We start from the raw sequence: 18,287 nt of genomic DNA, 5'->3' as shown, positions 1-18,287 counted from the left end.
TATATTATGCATAAAAAATGCTAAGAAGTCTTAGCATTCGTTTTCAGAGCACAGAAAATATAGCAGTGATTTGGTTTAGAGACGTGGTTTTGGGCAGTACAAGCTATACAAAGTATTTAAAACTTCAATCATGCGTTCATCTTTAATGGAGTAATAAATTTGCTTACCATCACGACGCGTATTTACCACATCACTTTTACGTAACATCATTAATTGTTGAGAAAGAGTCGGTTGTTTGATGTCGGTAATTTCTTCAATTTGAGAAACATTAAGTTCTTGTTGCGACAAATGACACAAAATTAATAAACGATCAGTATTGGCTAGAGATTTTAAAATACTCACAACAACTTCAGCAGAGTCGCGCATAGACGTTATTTCAAGTCCTGTGTTCATTTAAAACCTACTCATAAAACAAAACAACTGTGCGCTTAGTATAAAACCAAGCCGTTCATAATGCTGTCTTTTCAAGTCCAATATGCATGGCTTTTAGTGAAATAAAATATTAGCTAAAGTTATATATACTTAATATTTACATCAAAATTAGTTATTCGAAATGTCACTTAAGTTCTCGATATTTATATAATTTAAGCCGATTTTTTAAATCAAAAAACTCATTAGACTTCCGTCATAAATCAAAAAACGTACAATTTATTTGATCTTAAATTAATCAGCAAAATTATTTAATTCAAGAGATAATCCTTGGATGAAATTCAAAGATATTCAAAAATTATCAGACGTTAAGTTTCGTAGGCTTAGCGGTGTTAGTTGGGCTACATTTAACCTCATGTTGGCCGAGCTAAATAAGCATTTACCTCGTCATATTGGTAAAGGACGACCGCATAAATTACCGTTGGAAGATCGTTTGCTCTTATGTATAGAATATTGGAGAGAATATCGAACATTTTTCCATCTTGGTATGAGTTACGGTGTATCTGAAACGAGTGCAATTCGTATCACACGTGTTATTGAAGATACCTTAATCGGTTCTGGAAAATTTAACTTGCCAAAACAACTTCCTAATCGAGATGAAGTGGATTGGGAAGTTGTTGTGATTGATGCAACTGAAATATTAGTTCAACGTCCAAAAAAAACAGAAGAAATGGTATAGCGGTAAAAAAAAGCGACATACCTTTAAATTTCAGCTATCTATGCACTATACAACAGGTGAAATACTGAGTGTATGTGGAAGTCATGGAAGCATGCATGATTTTAAAATATTTAAAAAAAGCATGAGGAAATTAAAATTTAAGCCCTTTTTTATTGTTGATAAGGGGTATTTAGGGATAAAGAAATTGGGTTTTGGATGCCTCATGCCATCTAAAGCAAAGAAAACTGAAAAACTAGATTCTGAATTAAAAAAGTTAAATAGAGAGATTGGTCGTAGACGAATTCAAGTAGAGCATGTATTTGGAAGGATGAAATGTTTTAAGATTTTATCTTGTGTATATAGAAATCGTCGTAAAAGATTAAACCTGCGGTTTAATTTACTTGCTGGCATATACAATTTAGATTGGGTGAAAGATAAACAATTAAATTGATTGAAAAATGATTTATGAAGGAAGTCTATTCTTTATGATTATTTATAATAAGCTTTGAATATTTTATCATATAGATACTATTAAAATCTTAATTACAGATTTTTTTTAAAAATATCATTATAAATTTAAAAAATACAAACATTTATTAAAAGGCATAATTATTGCTAGATAATATTTTTGACCAAAAAGTAAACATTGAGATGAATGTACAAATTTTTCTATCCCATATAGAAGATGCTGATTATGTGGTTTTGTCGTCGGGTTTAGGTGGACATGCGCAGTTTTGGCAGCCACAAATTCAAGACCTACAAACCAAATTTCATGTCCTAACTTACGATCAAGAAGGTTGCCATGAAAGCAGTACATTATTAAAACCAGATTATTGCATACGCGATTTGGGACAGCAGCTTTTGCTGATTTTAAAGCAACAACATATTCAACGCTTTCATTTTATCGGTCATGCACTAGGTGGTTTTATTGGTGCGGAGTTAGCCTACTTGTGTCAATCGACCGAGTATCAGATGTTGTCAATCACGATTTTAAATGGTTGGGACACGTTAGATGCGCATACCTATAAATGCTTTGAAACCCGAATTAACCTTTTAACATGCACTGGCACTGAGGCTTATGTCAAAGCACAGGCTTTGTTTTTATATCCACCAGCTTGGATTTCAGCAAATATAGAAAGTATTCAAAAACAAGAACAGTTGCAAATTCAAAACTTTCCACCGCATGAAAATGTATTGCGACGGCTAAGTGCTTTAATGGACTTTGAACTGAGCGAGGAGATACGAGCCACTTTACAGAATATACCGATGCATTTGATTGCAAACCAAGATGATTTCCTTGTGCCTTACCAACGCTCACAAAACCTAAAACGGTTGTTTCCGCATGCACAGTTGACTCTTTTAAAGCAGGGCGCTCATGCAGCGACTGTAACCGAAACAGTACTGATGAATAAGGAAATGATGAGCTTTTTAACAGGGTAGGAAAGTTTAGTTTAGATTATCGATTGTTTAATTTTGCTTTATAAAGTGAAGGTGTATATGTTTTAAAATCTATACACCTTTTTTATTTAGGCTAAAAATATAAAAACTCTAGTTTGGATCATTTACCGCACAATCATTGATCACCCCTCACAGAGATAGTGCATAAAATAAAAATTAATTTTACTTTTTGGTAAAAAAATAAAATCAAGTAAAAACATTTAATATATTGAAAAATAATAATAAATAATAGCTGGCATGGCTTGTGCAAAAATATTTTTATCAAACTAAAGGTTAAAAGTCTTGCTGTATTTAGCCTTTGATGTTCTGCAAATAATGAAATAAGTGTAGAGGATGAACGAGATGAAAATAGGTGTATTTTGCCCGATTGGAAATAATGGCTGGCTGCTTTCTGAAACCGCGCCACAGTACATGCCTTCATTTGAACTAAATAAAAAAATTGTTCAACGTGCTGAGTATTATGGTTTTGACTTTGCTTTGTCGATGATCAAACTGCGTGGCTTTGGCGGGAAAACAGAGTTTTGGGATCATAACCTAGAAACATTTACCTTGATGGCTGGGCTCGCTGCGGTGACCAGTAAAATCCAAATCTATGCAACAGCAGCGACGTTGGTGATGCCGCCTGCAATTGTGGCACGTATGGCATCAACCATTGATTCTATTTCAAATGGTCGTTTTGGTTTAAATGTCGTGACAGGCTGGCAAGCACCCGAATATACGCAAATGGGGATGTGGCCGGGAGATGAATATTTTGCACAGCGCTATGAATATCTTTCTGAATATGTGGAAATTTTGCGTGAACTCTGGGCGACAGGTCGTTCAGATTTTAAAGGAGAGCATTTTACTATGCAGGACTGCCGTGTGAGCCCACGTCCGCAAGCAGACATGAAAATTATTTGTGCGGGTCAGTCTGATACAGGGCTTGAGTTTTCTGCCAAATATGCCGATTACAACTTTGTTTTCGGTAAAGGGCTGAATACACCGACAGCCTATGCAGAAATCAATGCGCGTTTAAAACAGCAAACCGATAAAACAGGGCGTGATGTACAAACCTATGTGTTGTTTATGGTGATTGCTGCAGAAACAGATGAAGAGGCGCATGCGAAATGGCAAACATATAACGCTGGTGCGGATATGGAGGCGATTAATTGGTTAATGAACCAAGGTGGTAAAGATACCAAATCTGGAACAGATACCAATATTCACCAAATGGCATCTTCGGTTTCGCCTGTGAATATCAATATGGGAACGTTAGTCGGTTCTTTTGAACATGTTGCACACATGTTAGATGAAATTGGTGAAATTCAGGGGACTGAAGGTATTTTGCTTACCTTTGATGACTTTGTTCAAGGGGGCGAAGACTTTGGTCAGCGTATACAACCTTTGATGAAATGCCGTGAACATATCGTGGTTGAAGCGGATGCGCCACGCGTTGTTTTGGAGAAAAGCGCATGAATGAATCTATAGTCTGTGCAGAATTTACTAAACAAAGCCTGTACGCAAAAACATTAAAAGCAGAACCCGAACAGATTGCTTTAGCACCTGAACACACTGCATTGATTGTGATTGATATGCAAAATGCCTATACCTCAGAAGGTGGCTATTTGGACTTGGCTGGGTTTGATGTATCTAAAACCAAACCTGTGGTTGAAAACATTCAAAAAACCATTACTGCTGCACATGCAGCTGGTATTCAGTTGATTTACTTTAAAAATGGTTGGGATGACCAGTACCGTGAAGCAGGAGGGAGTGATTCACCAAACTTCCATAAGTCGAATGCTTTAAAAACCATGCGCAAAAATCCAGAGCTGCTGGGAAAGCTACTGGCAAAAGGTGGTTGGGATTTTGAGTTGATTGATGCACTCAAGCCTGAGCCACAAGATTTAGTCATAGAAAAGCCTCGCTATAGTGGATTCTTTAATACTGCGTTGGACAGTATGTTGCGGGTGCGAGGAATCCGAAATTTAGTTTTTGTCGGTATTGCGACCAATGTCTGTGTCGAGTCGACTTTAAGGGATGGTTTTTTCTTAGAGTATTTTGGGGTCGCTCTTAAGGATGCGTGCTATCAAGCTGGGCCTATCGAGGCGCAAGAAGCAAGCCTCTATAACATCAAAACCTTTTTTGGTTGGGTGTCTAATACACAAAGTTTTGTGAACACCTTTGAAACATCAAGCAGTCAAACACTGGCAAAAACTGCATAAGTCATACATACGAAAGATAGAGGAAACCTCATGCCTAAAGAAATTATTGTGCCAGAAGGCACAGCGAAACCACTTGCACCATTTGTACCTGCAACTAAGGCTGACAATATCGTTTATGTATCAGGCACCTTGGCCTTTGATGAACATAACAACGTCGTTCACGTTGGTGATGCTGCAGCACAGGCTCGACATATTTTAGAAACCATTAAACGAGTTCTTGCAACGGCAGGTGGCACAATGGATGACGTCACTTTTAATCATGTCTTTGTGAAAGATTGGGCCGATTATGGCGCGATTAATGCTGTATATGCCGAGTATTTTCCAAACGATAAACCTGCACGCTATTGCGTACAGACTGGACTGGTCAAGCCAGAGGCTTTGGTTGAAATCGCTTCGGTTGCACATGTGGCTTAAGTGGAATAATCAAATTTTAATGCCCTGATATACGATTTTTTTTTAGGGCATGGAGAATACGATGAATGCAAAACTGATGAATCAAGATCAAGTTGAAACCATGCTGAATCATAAAGCACCAGAGGCAATCTTGGATCAACACACGTTTCGTCAAGGTATGGCGAATCTAGGGGCTGCGGTCAATGTGATTACAACAAGATGGGAGGGCTGGTCAGGCAGGCTTTACGGCATCGGCAGTATGTAGTGTGACCGATACACCGCCAACGTTGTTGGTGTGTTTAAACCGTGCATCCTCTGTGTTTGAGACATTTAAAAGCAATCAAGTGTTATGTGTGAATACGTTGTCGAGTCAGCAACAACACTTATCTAATCTGTTTGGAGGTAAAACTCCAATGCTTGAACGTTTTGCTCAGGGCACATGGTCCACACTGTTAACCAATGCACCGGTCTTGGAGGATGCATTGGTGAGCTTTGATTGTGAAGTGGTACAGACCATGTCTGTGGGTAGCCATGACGTGCTGTTTTGCCAAGTCAAAGCCATGAAGCAAAGTTATGGACTAAATGCGCTGATGTATTTTAACCGTGGTTATTGTGAGCCATTACCAATGTGCTAATTCAAAAATTCCTACTTTTACAAGGAGGGGAAACCCATGCAAACAAAAGAATCGTGGTTTCCAAAATTTAAGCCTTATCAAGGCGATTTAGATACAACGCCTGTGCAAACAGATGAATACTTACCCGCAGGCAAAAGCATTATTTTGGGGTTACAACATGCTTTTGCCATGTTCGGTGCAACCGTACTTGCCCCATTGCTGATGGGCTTTGATCCGAATCTAACGATCTTCATTACAGGCATTGGTACGATACTCTTCTTCCTCATGACTGGTGGACGTATGCCAAGTTAGTTGGGGTCAAGCTTTGCCTTCATTGGTGCAGTGGTTGCAGTTACGGGTTATACAGGTGTTGGAGCAAACCCAAATCTTTCTTTAGCACTGGGTGGAACCATTGCGTGTGGAGTGTTGTACGCGTTAATTGGCTTAGTTGTGATACGCACTGGTACGGCATGGATTGAAAAGTTGATGCCACCTATTGTGACAGGCACCATCGTAATGATTATTGGCCTACACCTCGCACCAGTTGCGATCAAAAGTGTGTCAGCCAATCAGTTTGACTCTTGGATGGCGTTAATCACGATTATTTGTATTAGTGTCATTGCGGTATTTACCAAAGGTATGGTGCGCCGTTTACTGCTACTTTTAGGTTTAGTTGCATCTTATTTTATTTACTTCTTACTCACTAATGTCATGGGTTTTGGCACTGCAATTGACTTTGCAAAAGTCGGTCAAGCAGCATGGTTTGGTTTGCCAACTTTTCACAGCCCAACCTTTGATGTAAACGCTATGATGTTGATTGCACCCGTTGCGATTATTTTGGTGGCTGAAAACTTAGGACATTTCAAAGCTGTGTCGGCGATGACGGGGAAAAATTTGTCTCCTTATATGGGACGCGGTTTCTTTGCAGATGGGGTATGTACCACACTGTCTGCTTCAGTTGGTGGCACAGGGATGACCACCTATGCTGAAAACATTGGAGTGATGGCAGTCACTAAAGTTTATTCAACCACAATCTTTGTTTTTGCAGGTGTATTTGCGATTTTACTGGGGCTTTCGCCTAAGTTTGGCGCAGTGATTAGCACAATTCCCGTTGCACTCTTGGGTGGTGCATCCATTGTGGTTTTTGGTTTGATTACCGTTGCTGGCGCAAAAATTTGGGTCGATAACAAAATTGATTTCACCAAGAGTAGTACTTTAATGATTGGGGCCGTGTGTCTGATTATGGGAACTGGTAATTACAGCTTACAAATAGGGAGTTTTGACCTAGGTGGTATTGGCACTGCAACACTAGCAGCCATTCTGCTTAATCTTTTCTTGAACCGAGGCAGTGAAAAAGAGCAAGTCGTAGAAAAGTCGGAAGATCAAATCAATAGCACTATTGCTCAAAGTTAGGAGTACGTTTTGAGTCTGAATATTGCATTTATAGGACTTGGGGCAATGGGTTGGCACATGGCCTCCCATTTGCCAAAACTGGGGCATCCTGTTTGGGTGTGGAATCGCACAGCGGAAAAAGCGTCTTCACATGCGCAAACCTTTGGTACTTTGCAGGTTGAACTTCAACAAGCGATGCAAGCCGATATTATATTTTCATGCTTACCGACCAGCGCAGATGTTGAAACTTTAATTGCGTTACATCCACCCAAATCTGGAAGTTTATGGGTGGATTGTACCAGTGGCGTGCCTGAATCTGCGCAGCGCATTTCCACTGATTTGGCAGCACGTGGAGTGACTTACTTAGATGCACCTGTTTCGGGTCAAACCATTGGTGCTGAACGCGGTACTTTGACGGTTATGGTGGGTGGTAATATCGCTGGATTTGAAAGGGCAAAGCCTATTATTCAGGCATTTGCAGGACTGATTGAATACGTTGGGGAAAGTGGTGCAGGCTTTGCGGTTAAGGCGGTGAACAATACGCTCATGGCAACGCATTTATGGGCACTGTGTGAAGGGTTGTCTATTTTGAAGAATCGAGGCGTTGACTTGGCTGGAGCGTTGAGTTGTATCAATCACTCTAGCGGTAAAAGTACGATGTCTGAAACGGTGATGGCGCAAAAAGTCTTGAGCCGTACTTTTCAAAAAACATTTGCTTTAAACCTGTTGCAAAAAGACATTGGTATTGCGATGGATCTGGTCAAAGAAGGACAGATGAAAACACCTGTTTTTCAAGTGACACAAGAACTGTTCTTAAAAACAAATCGAGAACAGGCTATGCAAGTGGATTTTAGCGTGGCCGTTACACAGTTAGAAAAGTGGAATAGTGTAAGGCTCGTTTAAGCTGGTCGCGCGGGAGAAAAGCATGGGAAAACTCATGCTTTTTCTGTTTAAGTGATTTATTTATCAAATAAAAACATAAGCCCGACCAAATGTCAGTTTGCATTTAAAAATCAGGGTATGATAATGAGTGGATCATTAAAAACAACATAGGAAACATTGGTATGAGTACTGACTCAGCTTTTCCAACGCCTAATAATTTAGGGATAGCGGTTTATAGTAATAATGCAGAAGCGATTGGTAACACACCATTGGTTCGTATTAACCGAATTATACAAAGTCCAGCCACCGTTTTAGCCAAAGTTGAAAGCCGTAACCCTGCATTTTCAGTAAAATGTCGTATTGGGGCTGCGCTGATTGCGGATGCGGAAGCACGCGGTGTGCTGAAAGCGGGAATGCACATTGTCGAACCAACCAGTGGCAATACAGGCATTGCTTTGGCATTTGTTGCTGCTGCAAAAGGTTATGCGTTAACCCTGACTATGCCATCAAGCATGAGTATCGAACGTCGTAAAGTGATGAAAGCTTTGGGCGCGAACTTGGTTCTCACCGACCCTGCAAAAGGGATGCGCGGTGCGGTAGAAGAAGCACAGCGTTTGTTGGATGAAAATCCAGAAACCTATTTTTTGCCACAACAGTTTGAAAACCCAGCAAACCCAGCTATTCATGAAGCAACGACTGGCCCAGAAATTTGGGACGCAACAGGTGGTAAAGTTGATATTTTAGTTGCAGGTGTAGGGACGGGCGGTACGATCTCAGGGATTTCAAGTTATTTTGAAAAAGTAAAAAAACAAGCCCTGTATTCAGTTGCGGTAGAACCTGCTGAATCGCCGATTATTGGTCAAACCAAACGTGGCGAAGCTTTGACGCCTGGACCACATAAGATTCAGGGCATTGGCGCTAACTTTATTCCTAAAAACTTAGACCTTGATTTGGTCGATGAAGTGATGCCAATTGATGCAGCAACAGCAATTGATTGGGCGCGTAAAACAGCAAGTCAAGAAGGTATTTTGGTGGGTATTTCAAGTGGTGCCGCGATGGCAGCAGCAGCTGAACTTGCAGCACGCCCTGAAAATGCAGGTAAAACCATTGTAGTGATTTTACCTGACGGTGGTGAACGTTATTTATCTTCAGTTTTGTTTGAAGATATTTACGTAGACTAATTTTCTGGATGAAAAAAAGCTAAACATTTCATGTTTAGCTTTTTTTATGCCGTTTAGAAGTTTAAAGGGCTGCGTGTGAAATTTTATCGGGTGTCATGAGGGCTTGGTTGACATATAGTTTAATCAGACGCTCACGTGAACCGATTGATTTTTGATAATGCGTTGAATTGAGTAACAATGACGCACCGTAGGTCACTGTCCATACATAAGATAAATAATCACGAATAGACATAGCACTGTCTAAAGACTTTAAGTAGTCAGAGGTCATGTCTTTAATTTCGATAATGCGTTGTTCACGTATTTGGTAGAGCTTCTCAAAAAGTTCTTTGAGTTTACGTTCATTATTGGTTAAACGTTCTTCAATAACGTGCAGTAAAATCGTACGGTTCGAGTTCAACATATTATAAAGCATGTATTCGGATACATACGTTTTAATATCATTGTTATGCTTTTGAGAAATTTCTAACAGGCGAGTTTCATTCAAGATAATCAACTCTAGATAAAGTTGATTTTTACTTTTGAAATGCTTGTAGATTGTACCCTTCGCAATATCGAGTTCCGTTGCTAATTCGCTTAAGGTGATGTCTTGATTATTGTCTAATAATAAAGTCTCAGCCATGGCTAAAATTTTCTCTTTGCGTAATAGAAAATTTTGTTGGCGTACTGAAGTCATTGGCTTATTCCAGTGTATTTCATGAGAACTATAGAGAGGCTATTGAACTTGGTTGAAAATGAAAATGCAACTAAGGTCTTGGATATTACTACAATCGTTTTAAAAATATCCACTTGTTCAACAATAGAAATAAATACAGGTGCATTTTCTCATTTCGTTGTCAATAAATTTGATCTCTAGAGATCAAATTTGGGCCATTGCATTCCTTTTTCGTGATTTTTACACTATTGTCAGTAGAGCCACTGTGTTCTTAGAGACGAGAACCTTTAGTGCTAAAGCCTCGAATGCAGTGCGGGTTGATAAATGAATCATTTATCATATGGATAGATGTCTTATTATTCATGTGTGTTTATTTTAATGTCTTTATAGATGACTCGCTTTAAGACGGTAGCACTATGAAAAACATTAAAATAAGATCTGAAACAATTAACCCCTTTGTAATATGAAAAAATAGATAGGGAATGTCTTTAAGCCTTTTAATTGGGCTTAAAGCAAGTAAACCGCGAAAAAGGATGAAATAGAAAATGATTGTTATTGTAGACGGTGTACGTACAGCAATGGGTGGTTTTCAAGGTTCACTGTCGAGCTGTACCGCGCCTGAACTTGGTGCGGTGACAATTAAAGAAGTGTTAAACCGTTCTGGCTTACAACCGACCGATGTGGATGAAGTGATCTTTGGTTGTGTACTTCCAGCAGGTTTAAAACAAGGCCCTGCACGTCAAGCAATGCGTATGGCGGGTCTACCTGACTCAACGGGTGCAACAACCATCAATAAAATTTGTGGTTCTGGTATGAAAGCCGTCATGCAAGCAGCTGACGCGATTAAAGCGGGTTCAGCTGAAATTGTGGTGGCCGGTGGTATGGAGTCGATGTCAAATGCGCCGTACTTACTTGAAAAAGCACGCGCGGGTTACCGTATGGGGCATGGTAAAACCACCGATCACATGTTCCAAGAAGGTTTAGAGGATGCTGAAACAGGTCTGTCGATGGGTGTACTTGCTCAAGAAATGGCAGATAAAAAAGGCTATACTCGTGAGCAGCAGGATCAGTATGCCATTGGTTCTTTAAATAAAGCCGTTGCTGCGATTCAAGGTGGTTTCTTTAAAGATGAAATCGTGCCTGTGACGGTGAATAGCCGTAAAGGCGATGTTGTGGTTGATCAAGATGAACAACCGCTCAATGCCAAAGTGGATAAAATTCCAACTTTACGTCCGGCATTTAAAAAAGACGGCACGATTACCGCGGCAAATTCGAGTTCTATTTCGGATGGTGCTTCGGCATTGGTTGTAACTTCATCTGAAGTGGCTGACGCACGTGGTCTTAAGCCATTGGCAAAAGTTGTGGCTTATGCAAGTAATTCCCAGCATCCATCTGAGTTCACCATTGCCCCTGTAGGTGCCATTGAGAAAGTTTTAGCCAAAGCAGGCTGGTCTGCGAGTGATGTAGATCTGTGGGAAGTCAATGAAGCATTTGCGATGGTCACAATGCTTGCAATTGATGGTTTTCATTTAGACCCTGCAAAAGTCAATGTAAATGGTGGCGCTTGTGCACTTGGTCATCCATTGGGTTCGTCTGGTTCACGTATTATCGTGACTTTACTGCATGCTTTGAAACGTACTGGTGGGAAAAAGGGTGTAGCTGCTTTATGTATTGGTGGTGGTGAGGCGACTGCTATTGCCGTAGAGTTGCTGGACTAAAACTGTAATATTCTTAGCTATGCCTGTGAAGAAAATGATTTAAATAGCTATATTCGGCATGGTTGATTTCATCAAAGGTTCGATTGATTCGGGCCTTTTTTGTTATGTAAAATACATGCAGATTAAGCGACATAAATTTTCAGGAAAAGCATCGATTGTTCAGTACAGCTAAAGGTATAATTAATGTACTTTTATTGCTGAAACGTCTGATATTAGACCTAGATGCCTGTAAAAGTAAGTTTTGAGCATTGGATCATCGCTATAATGGGTAGATGATGGATCGTCTACCATCACATGCATATAAGGAACATTTTTTTCGTGTTTGAACTGGACTGTAAATTACTCAGTATCTTTTTTTACGTTTATAAGTTTAAAAGTGTGTCACTGGCGGCTGATCATTTAGAAATGAGTCAACCGACGGTGAGTAACATTCTGAATAAAATTCGCCAACATTATAATGATCCGCTGTTTTTACGGATTGGCAATGAAATGGTGCCGACTGAGCTGTCGAAACAGCTGTTTCCATTGGTCAGTGAGGCTTTAAACAAGGTTGAAATCATCAATAACTTTACGATTGATTTTGACCAAGCCACTTCGCAGCAACAGTTTAGTTTGGCCATGACCGATGTTTCGCATTTGGTGTTATTGCCGAAAATTTCGCAATACTTAAAAAAACATGCGCCGCATATTCGTCTGAATATCCGCCCGATCACCTCTGAAACCAGTTATCAGATGGCAAATGGTGAGATTGATTTGGCGCTGGGTTTTTTACCACAATTGGAAAATGGCTTTTATCAACAGCAACTGTTCGAGCAGTATTATGTGGTGATTGCCGCCAAAGATCATCCGCGTTTGACAGGTGACAGTATCAGCACAGCGCAGTACTTGGCTGAGTCACATATCGATATTGATGCGGGCATGGGGCATTACCATATTGAAAACGAACTGCTTAATTTAGAACTAAAACGTGATATTTTGATGCGTTTACCGAGCTATTTAGGCGTCGGCTTGGTGGTACAAGAAACCGATGCGATTGCGACAGTGCCGTATTATTTGAGTGAAGTACTGCTTTCACGTGGCAATTTAAAAATCTTCAATGCGCCAATTGCCTTCCCAAGTTATGGGGTGAAACAGTATTGGCATATGTCTTGTCATCACAAAACCAGTCATCAGTGGCTGCGTCACATGTTCCATGAAATTTTAATGAAGTAATTCTTAAAATTTGATGCTTTTTAGTGCGCATAGCGAAAATATGCGTGCTTGAAATCTAAAGTGCCCATTTATTGCTCATAAATAGTATTACGAAGTTTAAAAATCGTAATACTAAATTGGCACAGCCTTTGCATCGTCTAATCTGAAAGAGTGATCTAGGGTTCCGATACATATCTATTTTATGTATGTCTGCGACCGAGAGTTCACGGTTCGAAAGAACTACACGGAGGGATAAAAGCCCGGGAGGTAAACAGTTACGATTTAGGCAGAAGCGCATGAGCACAATAACTTATCACGACGATAACGCACTATGGACTGAACTTTTACCGGGTGGGCATCACTGGTCTGGACGTATTCAACGCGGCACAGTCTTACAGTTTAAAGCCTTGGGGGCACAAGCCAACGTTTCTCTTTTCTGTGTCAACAGCGAAGATAAGCTCGAACGTTTTAATATGCCAGATAGCCTAAAGGCACAGCATACGGCATTTCTAAGTACAGGACATGTGTTGTATTCAGACTTAGGTCGGGTTATGGCTTCAATTGTTCACGATGATCATGGTTGGAATGATGCCTTATGTGGTCCGAGTCGCACAGAACAGATCCAAAAACAATTCGGCACTCAAACTTTTCAAGATGCACGAAATGAGATGTATCGGAGTGGACGCGACAGCCTGTTACTTGAAATGACCAAGTTCTCATTAGGTCAAGCCGACCTGTCAGCTACGGTCAACCTATTCTCTAAAGTTAGCCCTAATGATGCAGGCAACTTATCTTATATCGATGTCGATAATACCCATCAAACTATTGAACTGCGTTTTGAGATGGACTGTCTGGTGTTCTTATCTGCCGCGCCACATAGTTTGAGTCAAGCAACAAAGTATCAGCCTGCCGATATTCAAATGCGTTTATTCAAAGCATCTGCTTTAGCAATACACGATGTCTGTCGTGATTCATGCCCACAAAACCAACGCGGTTTTCAAAACAACGCACGTTATTACGCATTTGATGCTGCTTAAGCCCGAGGAGAATACGCATGACCAGTTTACAAGCATTTGATCAAACCGTTTTAAATGAAGTCTGTCCAGCGGGTGAGACATGGATGTGTGAAGTCCAGAAAGGGCAATATTTCCGCATTATTGACCTCGAAGGCAACCAAGCAGTCGATACTTTATTTATTTCTGCGAGCAATCCTGAAGAACGTTACAGCGCAACCGATACTCTAGCCATTAATCAGCAGATTTATCTAGAAAAAGGCACAGCTCTATATACCAACTATGGCAACAAAATCGCCACGATCCATGATGATAACTGTGGTCGCCATGACACTTTAGGCGGTGCTTGTTCATGTGAGAGTAACACCGTACGTTATGCACATGACACCTTTCCGATGCACAGTTGCCGTAATAACTTTATGACAGCTTTAGCTTTGCACCCTATCGCAAAAAAGCATGGACTAAATGTCCGTCATATTGGGCCGAATATTAACTTCTTTATGAATGTACCCGTGAGTAGTGATGGGCATCTCAAGTTTGACGATGGAATATCGGCGCCGGGTAAATATGTTGAAATTCAAGCAGAGATGGATCTCATCGTGCTGATTTCTAACTGCCCACAACTGAACAACCCCTGTAATGCCTACAACCCGACTAAAATTCAACTGATTGTACGTGACGGCAAGGAGTAATCAGCATGTTTAAAAAAGTTCTCATTGCCAACCGTGGTGCAATTGCCTGCCGAGTAATTCGTACATTAAAGAATTTAGGCATTCAGTCTGTTGTGGTGTATTCAGAAGCAGATCGTGATTCCTTACATGTGACTTTGGCTGATGAAGCGGTATTTATTGGTGATAGCCCAGCCAGTCAAAGTTATTTAAATATTGAAAAAATTTTACAGGTCGCGAAAGAAGCAGGTGCTGAAGCCATTCATCCAGGCTATGGTTTCCTGTCTGAAAATGCAGAGTTTTGTGATTTGTGTGAGTCACAGGGCATTGTGTTTCTAGGGCCGAATTCTGCACAAATGCGTAGTTTTGGCTTAAAGCATACTGCGCGTGAACTTGCCATTCAGGCGAATGTGCCATTGTTACCGGGTAGCCAACTTTTAGCAGACGAAGCGGAAGCACTGATCGAAGCAAAGCGTATCGGTTATCCCGTGATGCTGAAAAGTACCGCAGGTGGCGGTGGTATTGGTATGCGTTTGGTGTGGAACGAAACAGAGCTTAAAGATGCTTATGCAACGGTATCTTATTTGGCCCAAGCTAACTTTAAAGATGCAGGCTTGTATTTAGAAAAGTTTGTGGAAAATGCGCGTCATATTGAAGTCCAAATTTTTGGTGATGGTCAAGGTTTGGTTCTGGCTTTGGGAGAGCGGGACTGTTCAGTACAGCGCCGTAACCAAAAGGTAATCGAGGAAACTCCTGCACCACATTTAAATGATGAACAACGTGCTTATATTCAAGCTGTTGCCGTTGAATTGATGCAGTCAGTGAATTACCGTTCGGCAGGTACGGTTGAATTTGTGATGGATACAGACACCCAGCAATTCTACTTCTTAGAAGTGAATACACGGTTGCAAGTTGAACATGGCGTGACCGAGCAAGTGTTTGCTGTAGACCTTGTTGAATGGATGGTTACTTTAGGTAGTGATGACTGGACTGCACCAACAGAGCCGCTTAGATCTAAAGGCCATTCGATCCAAGTTCGTTTATATGCCGAAGATCCAATTAAAAACTTTCAACCCAGTGCTGGCTTACTGACCTATGTCGAGTTTGACCCGCAGGCCCGTAATGAAACATGGGTGGAAACAGGTTCAAATGTGTCTTCCTTTTATGATCCAATGATTGCCAAAATCATTGTGACTCACGAAAACCGTGAAAGTGCAATTCAGGCCATGAGCGATACTTTGGCAAAAACCTCAGTGGCAGGAATTGAAACTAATCTTGAGTATTTACAGAATATTATTGACTGTGAAGTGTTTAAAGCAGGGACACAGACTACACGTTTCTTAAATACTTTTGAGTGGAAAACCCAAAAAATTGAGATATTACAGTCAGGTATCCAAACGTCAATACAAGATGTCAATGGTCGTTTGGGTTACTGGGATGTTGGAGTGCCACCATCGGGTGCGATTGATCCACTATCGTTAAATGTAGCCAATCAACTATTGGGGAATCCATTTAATACCGCAGGGCTCGAATGTACATTGCAAGGCCCAACTTTAAAGTTTCATTGTGACAGCCAAATCGTGATTACGGGTGGCGACATGCTTGCGACATTGGATGGTGTCGACGTTGCTATGTGGCAGACCCTTAATGTTAAAAAAGGGCAAATTCTTAAAACAGGTAAAATCACCACAGGTTGTCGCAGTTATATTGGCATTAAAGGCGGGTTCAATGTACCTACCTACTTAGGCTCACAAGCGACTTTTACTTTAGGTCAGTTTGGTGGTCATGCTGGGCGCAATTTACTCATAGGAGATATGTTGCCCATTACGGCTTATAGCTCGGTAGAAACTGTTGCACTCAGTGCAGCACAGGTGCCAAGCTTTAGCCAGACTTGGAACATTGCAGTGATGTATGGACCACATGGTGCGCCTGACTTTTTCACCAAACGAGATATTGAGCGCTTCTTTGAGCAAGACTTTGAAATTCACTTTAACTCAAGTCGTACAGGCATTCGTTTAGTCGGTGAAAAACCTGAATGGGCACGTACCGATGGTGGTGAGGCAGGGCTGCATCCTTCGAATATTCATGATAATGCTTATGCCATTGGTGCGATTGACTTCACTGGAGATATGCCAATTATTTTAGGACCCGATGGTCCAAGCTTGGGCGGTTTCGTTTGCCCAGCGGTGGTGGTTAGCTCAGAACTATGGAAAATTGGTCAGCTTAAAGCGGGCGATAAAGTTAAATTTATCCCAATTCCTTATGATCAAGCACAAGTATTAAATCAAAAATATAGCGCAGCGTTAACCGCAGATACGACTGAAAATGTAGATTTTGCCCCAAGTTTTCATGCTGAAATGGAGACACTATCAGATGCCGTTTTAGCGACATTAAAAGGTGTGAACGCTAGACCTGATGTGACTTATCGCCCCGCAGGGAACAGTTATTTATTGGTTGAATATGGAGAGTTGGTTTTAGACCTCAATTTACGCTTCCGTATTCATGCTTTAATGCAATGGGTTAAAGACCAAAGTATCGAAGGGATTATAAACTTAACACCGGGTATTCGTTCGCTGCAAATTCATTTTGATTCATTGGTGCTAGATCAAAAACATTTATTAAGCCTTTTACAGCAAGCAGAAAGTGAATTGCCTGATGTGACAGCAATGGAAGTGCCTTCGCGCACAGTCTATTTGCCTTTGGCTTGGGAGGACTCACAAACTCAGTTGGCGACTGAACGTTATATGCAAACAGTCCGTCCAGATGCGCCGTGGTGTCCTGACAATGTAGAGTTTATTCGTCGTATCAATGGTTTAGACTCAAAGCAAGCAGTGAAGGATATCGTATTCAGCACCAATTATTTGGTGATGGGTTTGGGAGATGTGTATTTGGGTGCACCTGTGGCAACGCCGCTGGACCCACGTCATCGTTTAGTGACCACCAAATATAATCCTGCACGCACTTGGACGCCTGAAAATGCAGTCGGCATTGGTGGAGCGTATATGTGTGTCTATGGCATGGAAGGCCCAGGTGGTTATCAGTTTGTTGGGCGTACAACACAAATGTGGAGTCGTTACCGCAAAAATCCAGACTTTGAACAAGGAAAACCATGGCTACTGCGCTTCTTTGATCAAATTAAATTTTATGAAGTGTCTGAAACAGAACTGATGCAAATACGGGAAGACTTTAAAGCGGGGCGCTTAAAGCTTCGTGTAGAAGATGGGGTTTTAAATCTAAAAGAATATAATGACTTCCTCATTGAAAATGCAGCATCCATTTCGAGTTTTAAAGCGGTACAGCAAGCGAACTTTGAGGATGAACGCCGTCGCTGGCATGAAGCTGGTTTGGCTGAATATGTTTCTGAAAGCCTAGATACAGTGTTAGATGACAGTGAAATTCAAATTCCTGAAGGTGGTTGTGCAGTAGAGTCGCATATGCCGGGTTCTATTTGGAAAATTGAATGTACCTCTGGAGACATTGTGGAAGAAGGGGCAACTTTGGCCGTGATTGAAGCCATGAAAATTGAAATTCCCATTATTGCACCTGAGCGGATGAAGGTTGAAACCATTACCATTGAAAAAGGGCAAACGGTAAAAACAGGTCAGGTGCTGTTTACACTGGCACCTGTAGCCTAAATTCAAATATCACGACATACAAAAAAGACTGCTTAAGCGGTCTTTTTTCGATTCTGAAAGTAGGATTTATCTAGTGCTGACAATAAATCGTTTTGTTAAATCGAGATTGCAACCCATAACAAAAAATAGATTGTTATGAAATGGTTATAAAATGATGTTTTGAATCAAAATATGCTAATTTAGTGAGACGCTTAAAAACATT

14 protein-coding genes, 3 pseudogenes and 1 riboswitch are annotated in these 18,287 nt (G+C 40.8%); of the genes and pseudogenes, 15 read left to right on the top strand and 2 right to left on the bottom strand.

The window, feature by feature from the left end:
- Positions 1–75 precede the first annotated feature (75 nt).
- The gene (locus HUK62_RS09145) at positions 76–393 is read right to left on the bottom strand and encodes a metalloregulator ArsR/SmtB family transcription factor (RefSeq protein ID WP_004693230.1); all 318 of its coding nucleotides are present in this window, start codon (positions 391–393) and stop codon (positions 76–78) included.
- Between the two features lie 310 nt (positions 394–703).
- On the opposite strand from HUK62_RS09145, the gene HUK62_RS09140 reads away from it, so the two are divergent.
- The 10 genes and pseudogenes from HUK62_RS09140 to cysK all read left to right on the top strand — a co-directional run bounded on the left by HUK62_RS09140 (position 704) and on the right by cysK (position 9,208).
- Positions 704–1,108, top strand: a complete 405-nt coding sequence (locus HUK62_RS09140) for a transposase family protein (RefSeq protein ID WP_176537337.1) — start codon at positions 704–706, stop codon at positions 1,106–1,108.
- A 37-nt stretch (positions 1,109–1,145) separates the two neighbouring features.
- Positions 1,146–1,538, top strand: a pseudogene (locus HUK62_RS09135) (transposase family protein); the annotation flags it as partial.
- Between the two features lie 200 nt (positions 1,539–1,738).
- Positions 1,739–2,527, top strand: a complete 789-nt coding sequence (gene rutD / locus HUK62_RS09130; RefSeq protein ID WP_176537692.1) for a pyrimidine utilization protein D — start codon at positions 1,739–1,741, stop codon at positions 2,525–2,527.
- 360 nt (positions 2,528–2,887) lie between these two features.
- Complete coding sequence (gene rutA, locus HUK62_RS09125) at positions 2,888–4,000, top strand: pyrimidine utilization protein A (protein WP_176537691.1); 1,113 nt, start codon at positions 2,888–2,890, stop codon at positions 3,998–4,000.
- The gene (gene rutB, locus HUK62_RS09120; RefSeq protein ID WP_176537690.1) at positions 3,997–4,746 is read left to right on the top strand and encodes a pyrimidine utilization protein B; all 750 of its coding nucleotides are present in this window, start codon (positions 3,997–3,999) and stop codon (positions 4,744–4,746) included. The genes rutA and rutB overlap by 4 nt, the downstream gene beginning before the upstream one ends.
- 30 nt (positions 4,747–4,776) lie before the next feature.
- A complete protein-coding gene (gene rutC / locus HUK62_RS09115) occupies positions 4,777–5,160 on the top strand; it encodes a pyrimidine utilization protein C (protein ID WP_125280093.1) in 384 nt (127 codons plus the stop codon).
- Between the two features lie 76 nt (positions 5,161–5,236).
- A pseudogene (rutF, locus tag HUK62_RS09110) lies at positions 5,237–5,774 on the top strand (NADH-dependent FMN reductase RutF).
- Between the two features lie 36 nt (positions 5,775–5,810).
- Positions 5,811–7,166: pseudogene (locus HUK62_RS09105) on the top strand (solute carrier family 23 protein).
- A 45-nt stretch (positions 7,167–7,211) separates the two neighbouring features.
- Positions 7,212–8,048, top strand: a complete 837-nt coding sequence (locus HUK62_RS09100; protein WP_267314102.1) for an NAD(P)-dependent oxidoreductase — start codon at positions 7,212–7,214, stop codon at positions 8,046–8,048.
- 161 nt (positions 8,049–8,209) lie between these two features.
- Positions 8,210–9,208: a cysteine synthase A gene (gene cysK / locus HUK62_RS09095; protein ID WP_176537688.1), complete on the top strand. Its 999-nt coding sequence runs from the start codon at positions 8,210–8,212 to the stop codon at positions 9,206–9,208.
- A 61-nt stretch (positions 9,209–9,269) separates the two neighbouring features.
- Here cysK and HUK62_RS09090 read toward each other — a convergent pair whose 3' ends face one another.
- Positions 9,270–9,881: a TetR/AcrR family transcriptional regulator gene (locus HUK62_RS09090; protein WP_004693224.1), complete on the bottom strand. Its 612-nt coding sequence runs from the start codon at positions 9,879–9,881 to the stop codon at positions 9,270–9,272.
- Between the two features lie 524 nt (positions 9,882–10,405).
- Between HUK62_RS09090 and HUK62_RS09085 the strand changes: the two genes are divergently transcribed.
- The 5 genes from HUK62_RS09085 to uca all read left to right on the top strand — a co-directional run bounded on the left by HUK62_RS09085 (position 10,406) and on the right by uca (position 18,085).
- Positions 10,406–11,578 carry a thiolase family protein gene (locus HUK62_RS09085; RefSeq protein WP_176537687.1) on the top strand — a complete coding sequence of 391 codons (1,173 nt, stop codon included), beginning with the start codon at positions 10,406–10,408 and terminating at the stop codon, positions 11,576–11,578.
- 318 nt (positions 11,579–11,896) lie between these two features.
- Positions 11,897–12,790 carry a LysR substrate-binding domain-containing protein gene (locus HUK62_RS09080; protein WP_004979763.1) on the top strand — a complete coding sequence of 298 codons (894 nt, stop codon included), beginning with the start codon at positions 11,897–11,899 and terminating at the stop codon, positions 12,788–12,790.
- A 144-nt stretch (positions 12,791–12,934) separates the two neighbouring features.
- A riboswitch (guanidine-I (ykkC/yxkD leader) is annotated at positions 12,935–13,038 on the top strand.
- 27 nt (positions 13,039–13,065) lie between these two features.
- The gene (locus HUK62_RS09075) at positions 13,066–13,806 is read left to right on the top strand and encodes an urea amidolyase associated protein UAAP1 (RefSeq protein ID WP_176537686.1); all 741 of its coding nucleotides are present in this window, start codon (positions 13,066–13,068) and stop codon (positions 13,804–13,806) included.
- 17 nt (positions 13,807–13,823) lie between these two features.
- Positions 13,824–14,474, top strand: coding sequence for an urea amidolyase associated protein UAAP2 (locus tag HUK62_RS09070; RefSeq protein ID WP_151837002.1), 651 nt, complete (start codon positions 13,824–13,826; stop codon positions 14,472–14,474).
- Positions 14,475–14,479: 5 nt separating this feature from the next.
- Positions 14,480–18,085 carry an urea carboxylase gene (gene uca, locus HUK62_RS09065; protein ID WP_176537685.1) on the top strand — a complete coding sequence of 1,202 codons (3,606 nt, stop codon included), beginning with the start codon at positions 14,480–14,482 and terminating at the stop codon, positions 18,083–18,085.
- Positions 18,086–18,287: the final 202 nt, after the last annotated feature.

This window comes from Acinetobacter sp. NEB 394, assembly GCF_013374795.1.
In the GTDB taxonomy this organism is placed as follows: domain Bacteria; phylum Pseudomonadota; class Gammaproteobacteria; order Pseudomonadales; family Moraxellaceae; genus Acinetobacter; species Acinetobacter johnsonii.
Note: the sequence above shows the minus strand (reverse complement) of the source record. Positions and strands in the feature narration are given on the sequence as shown.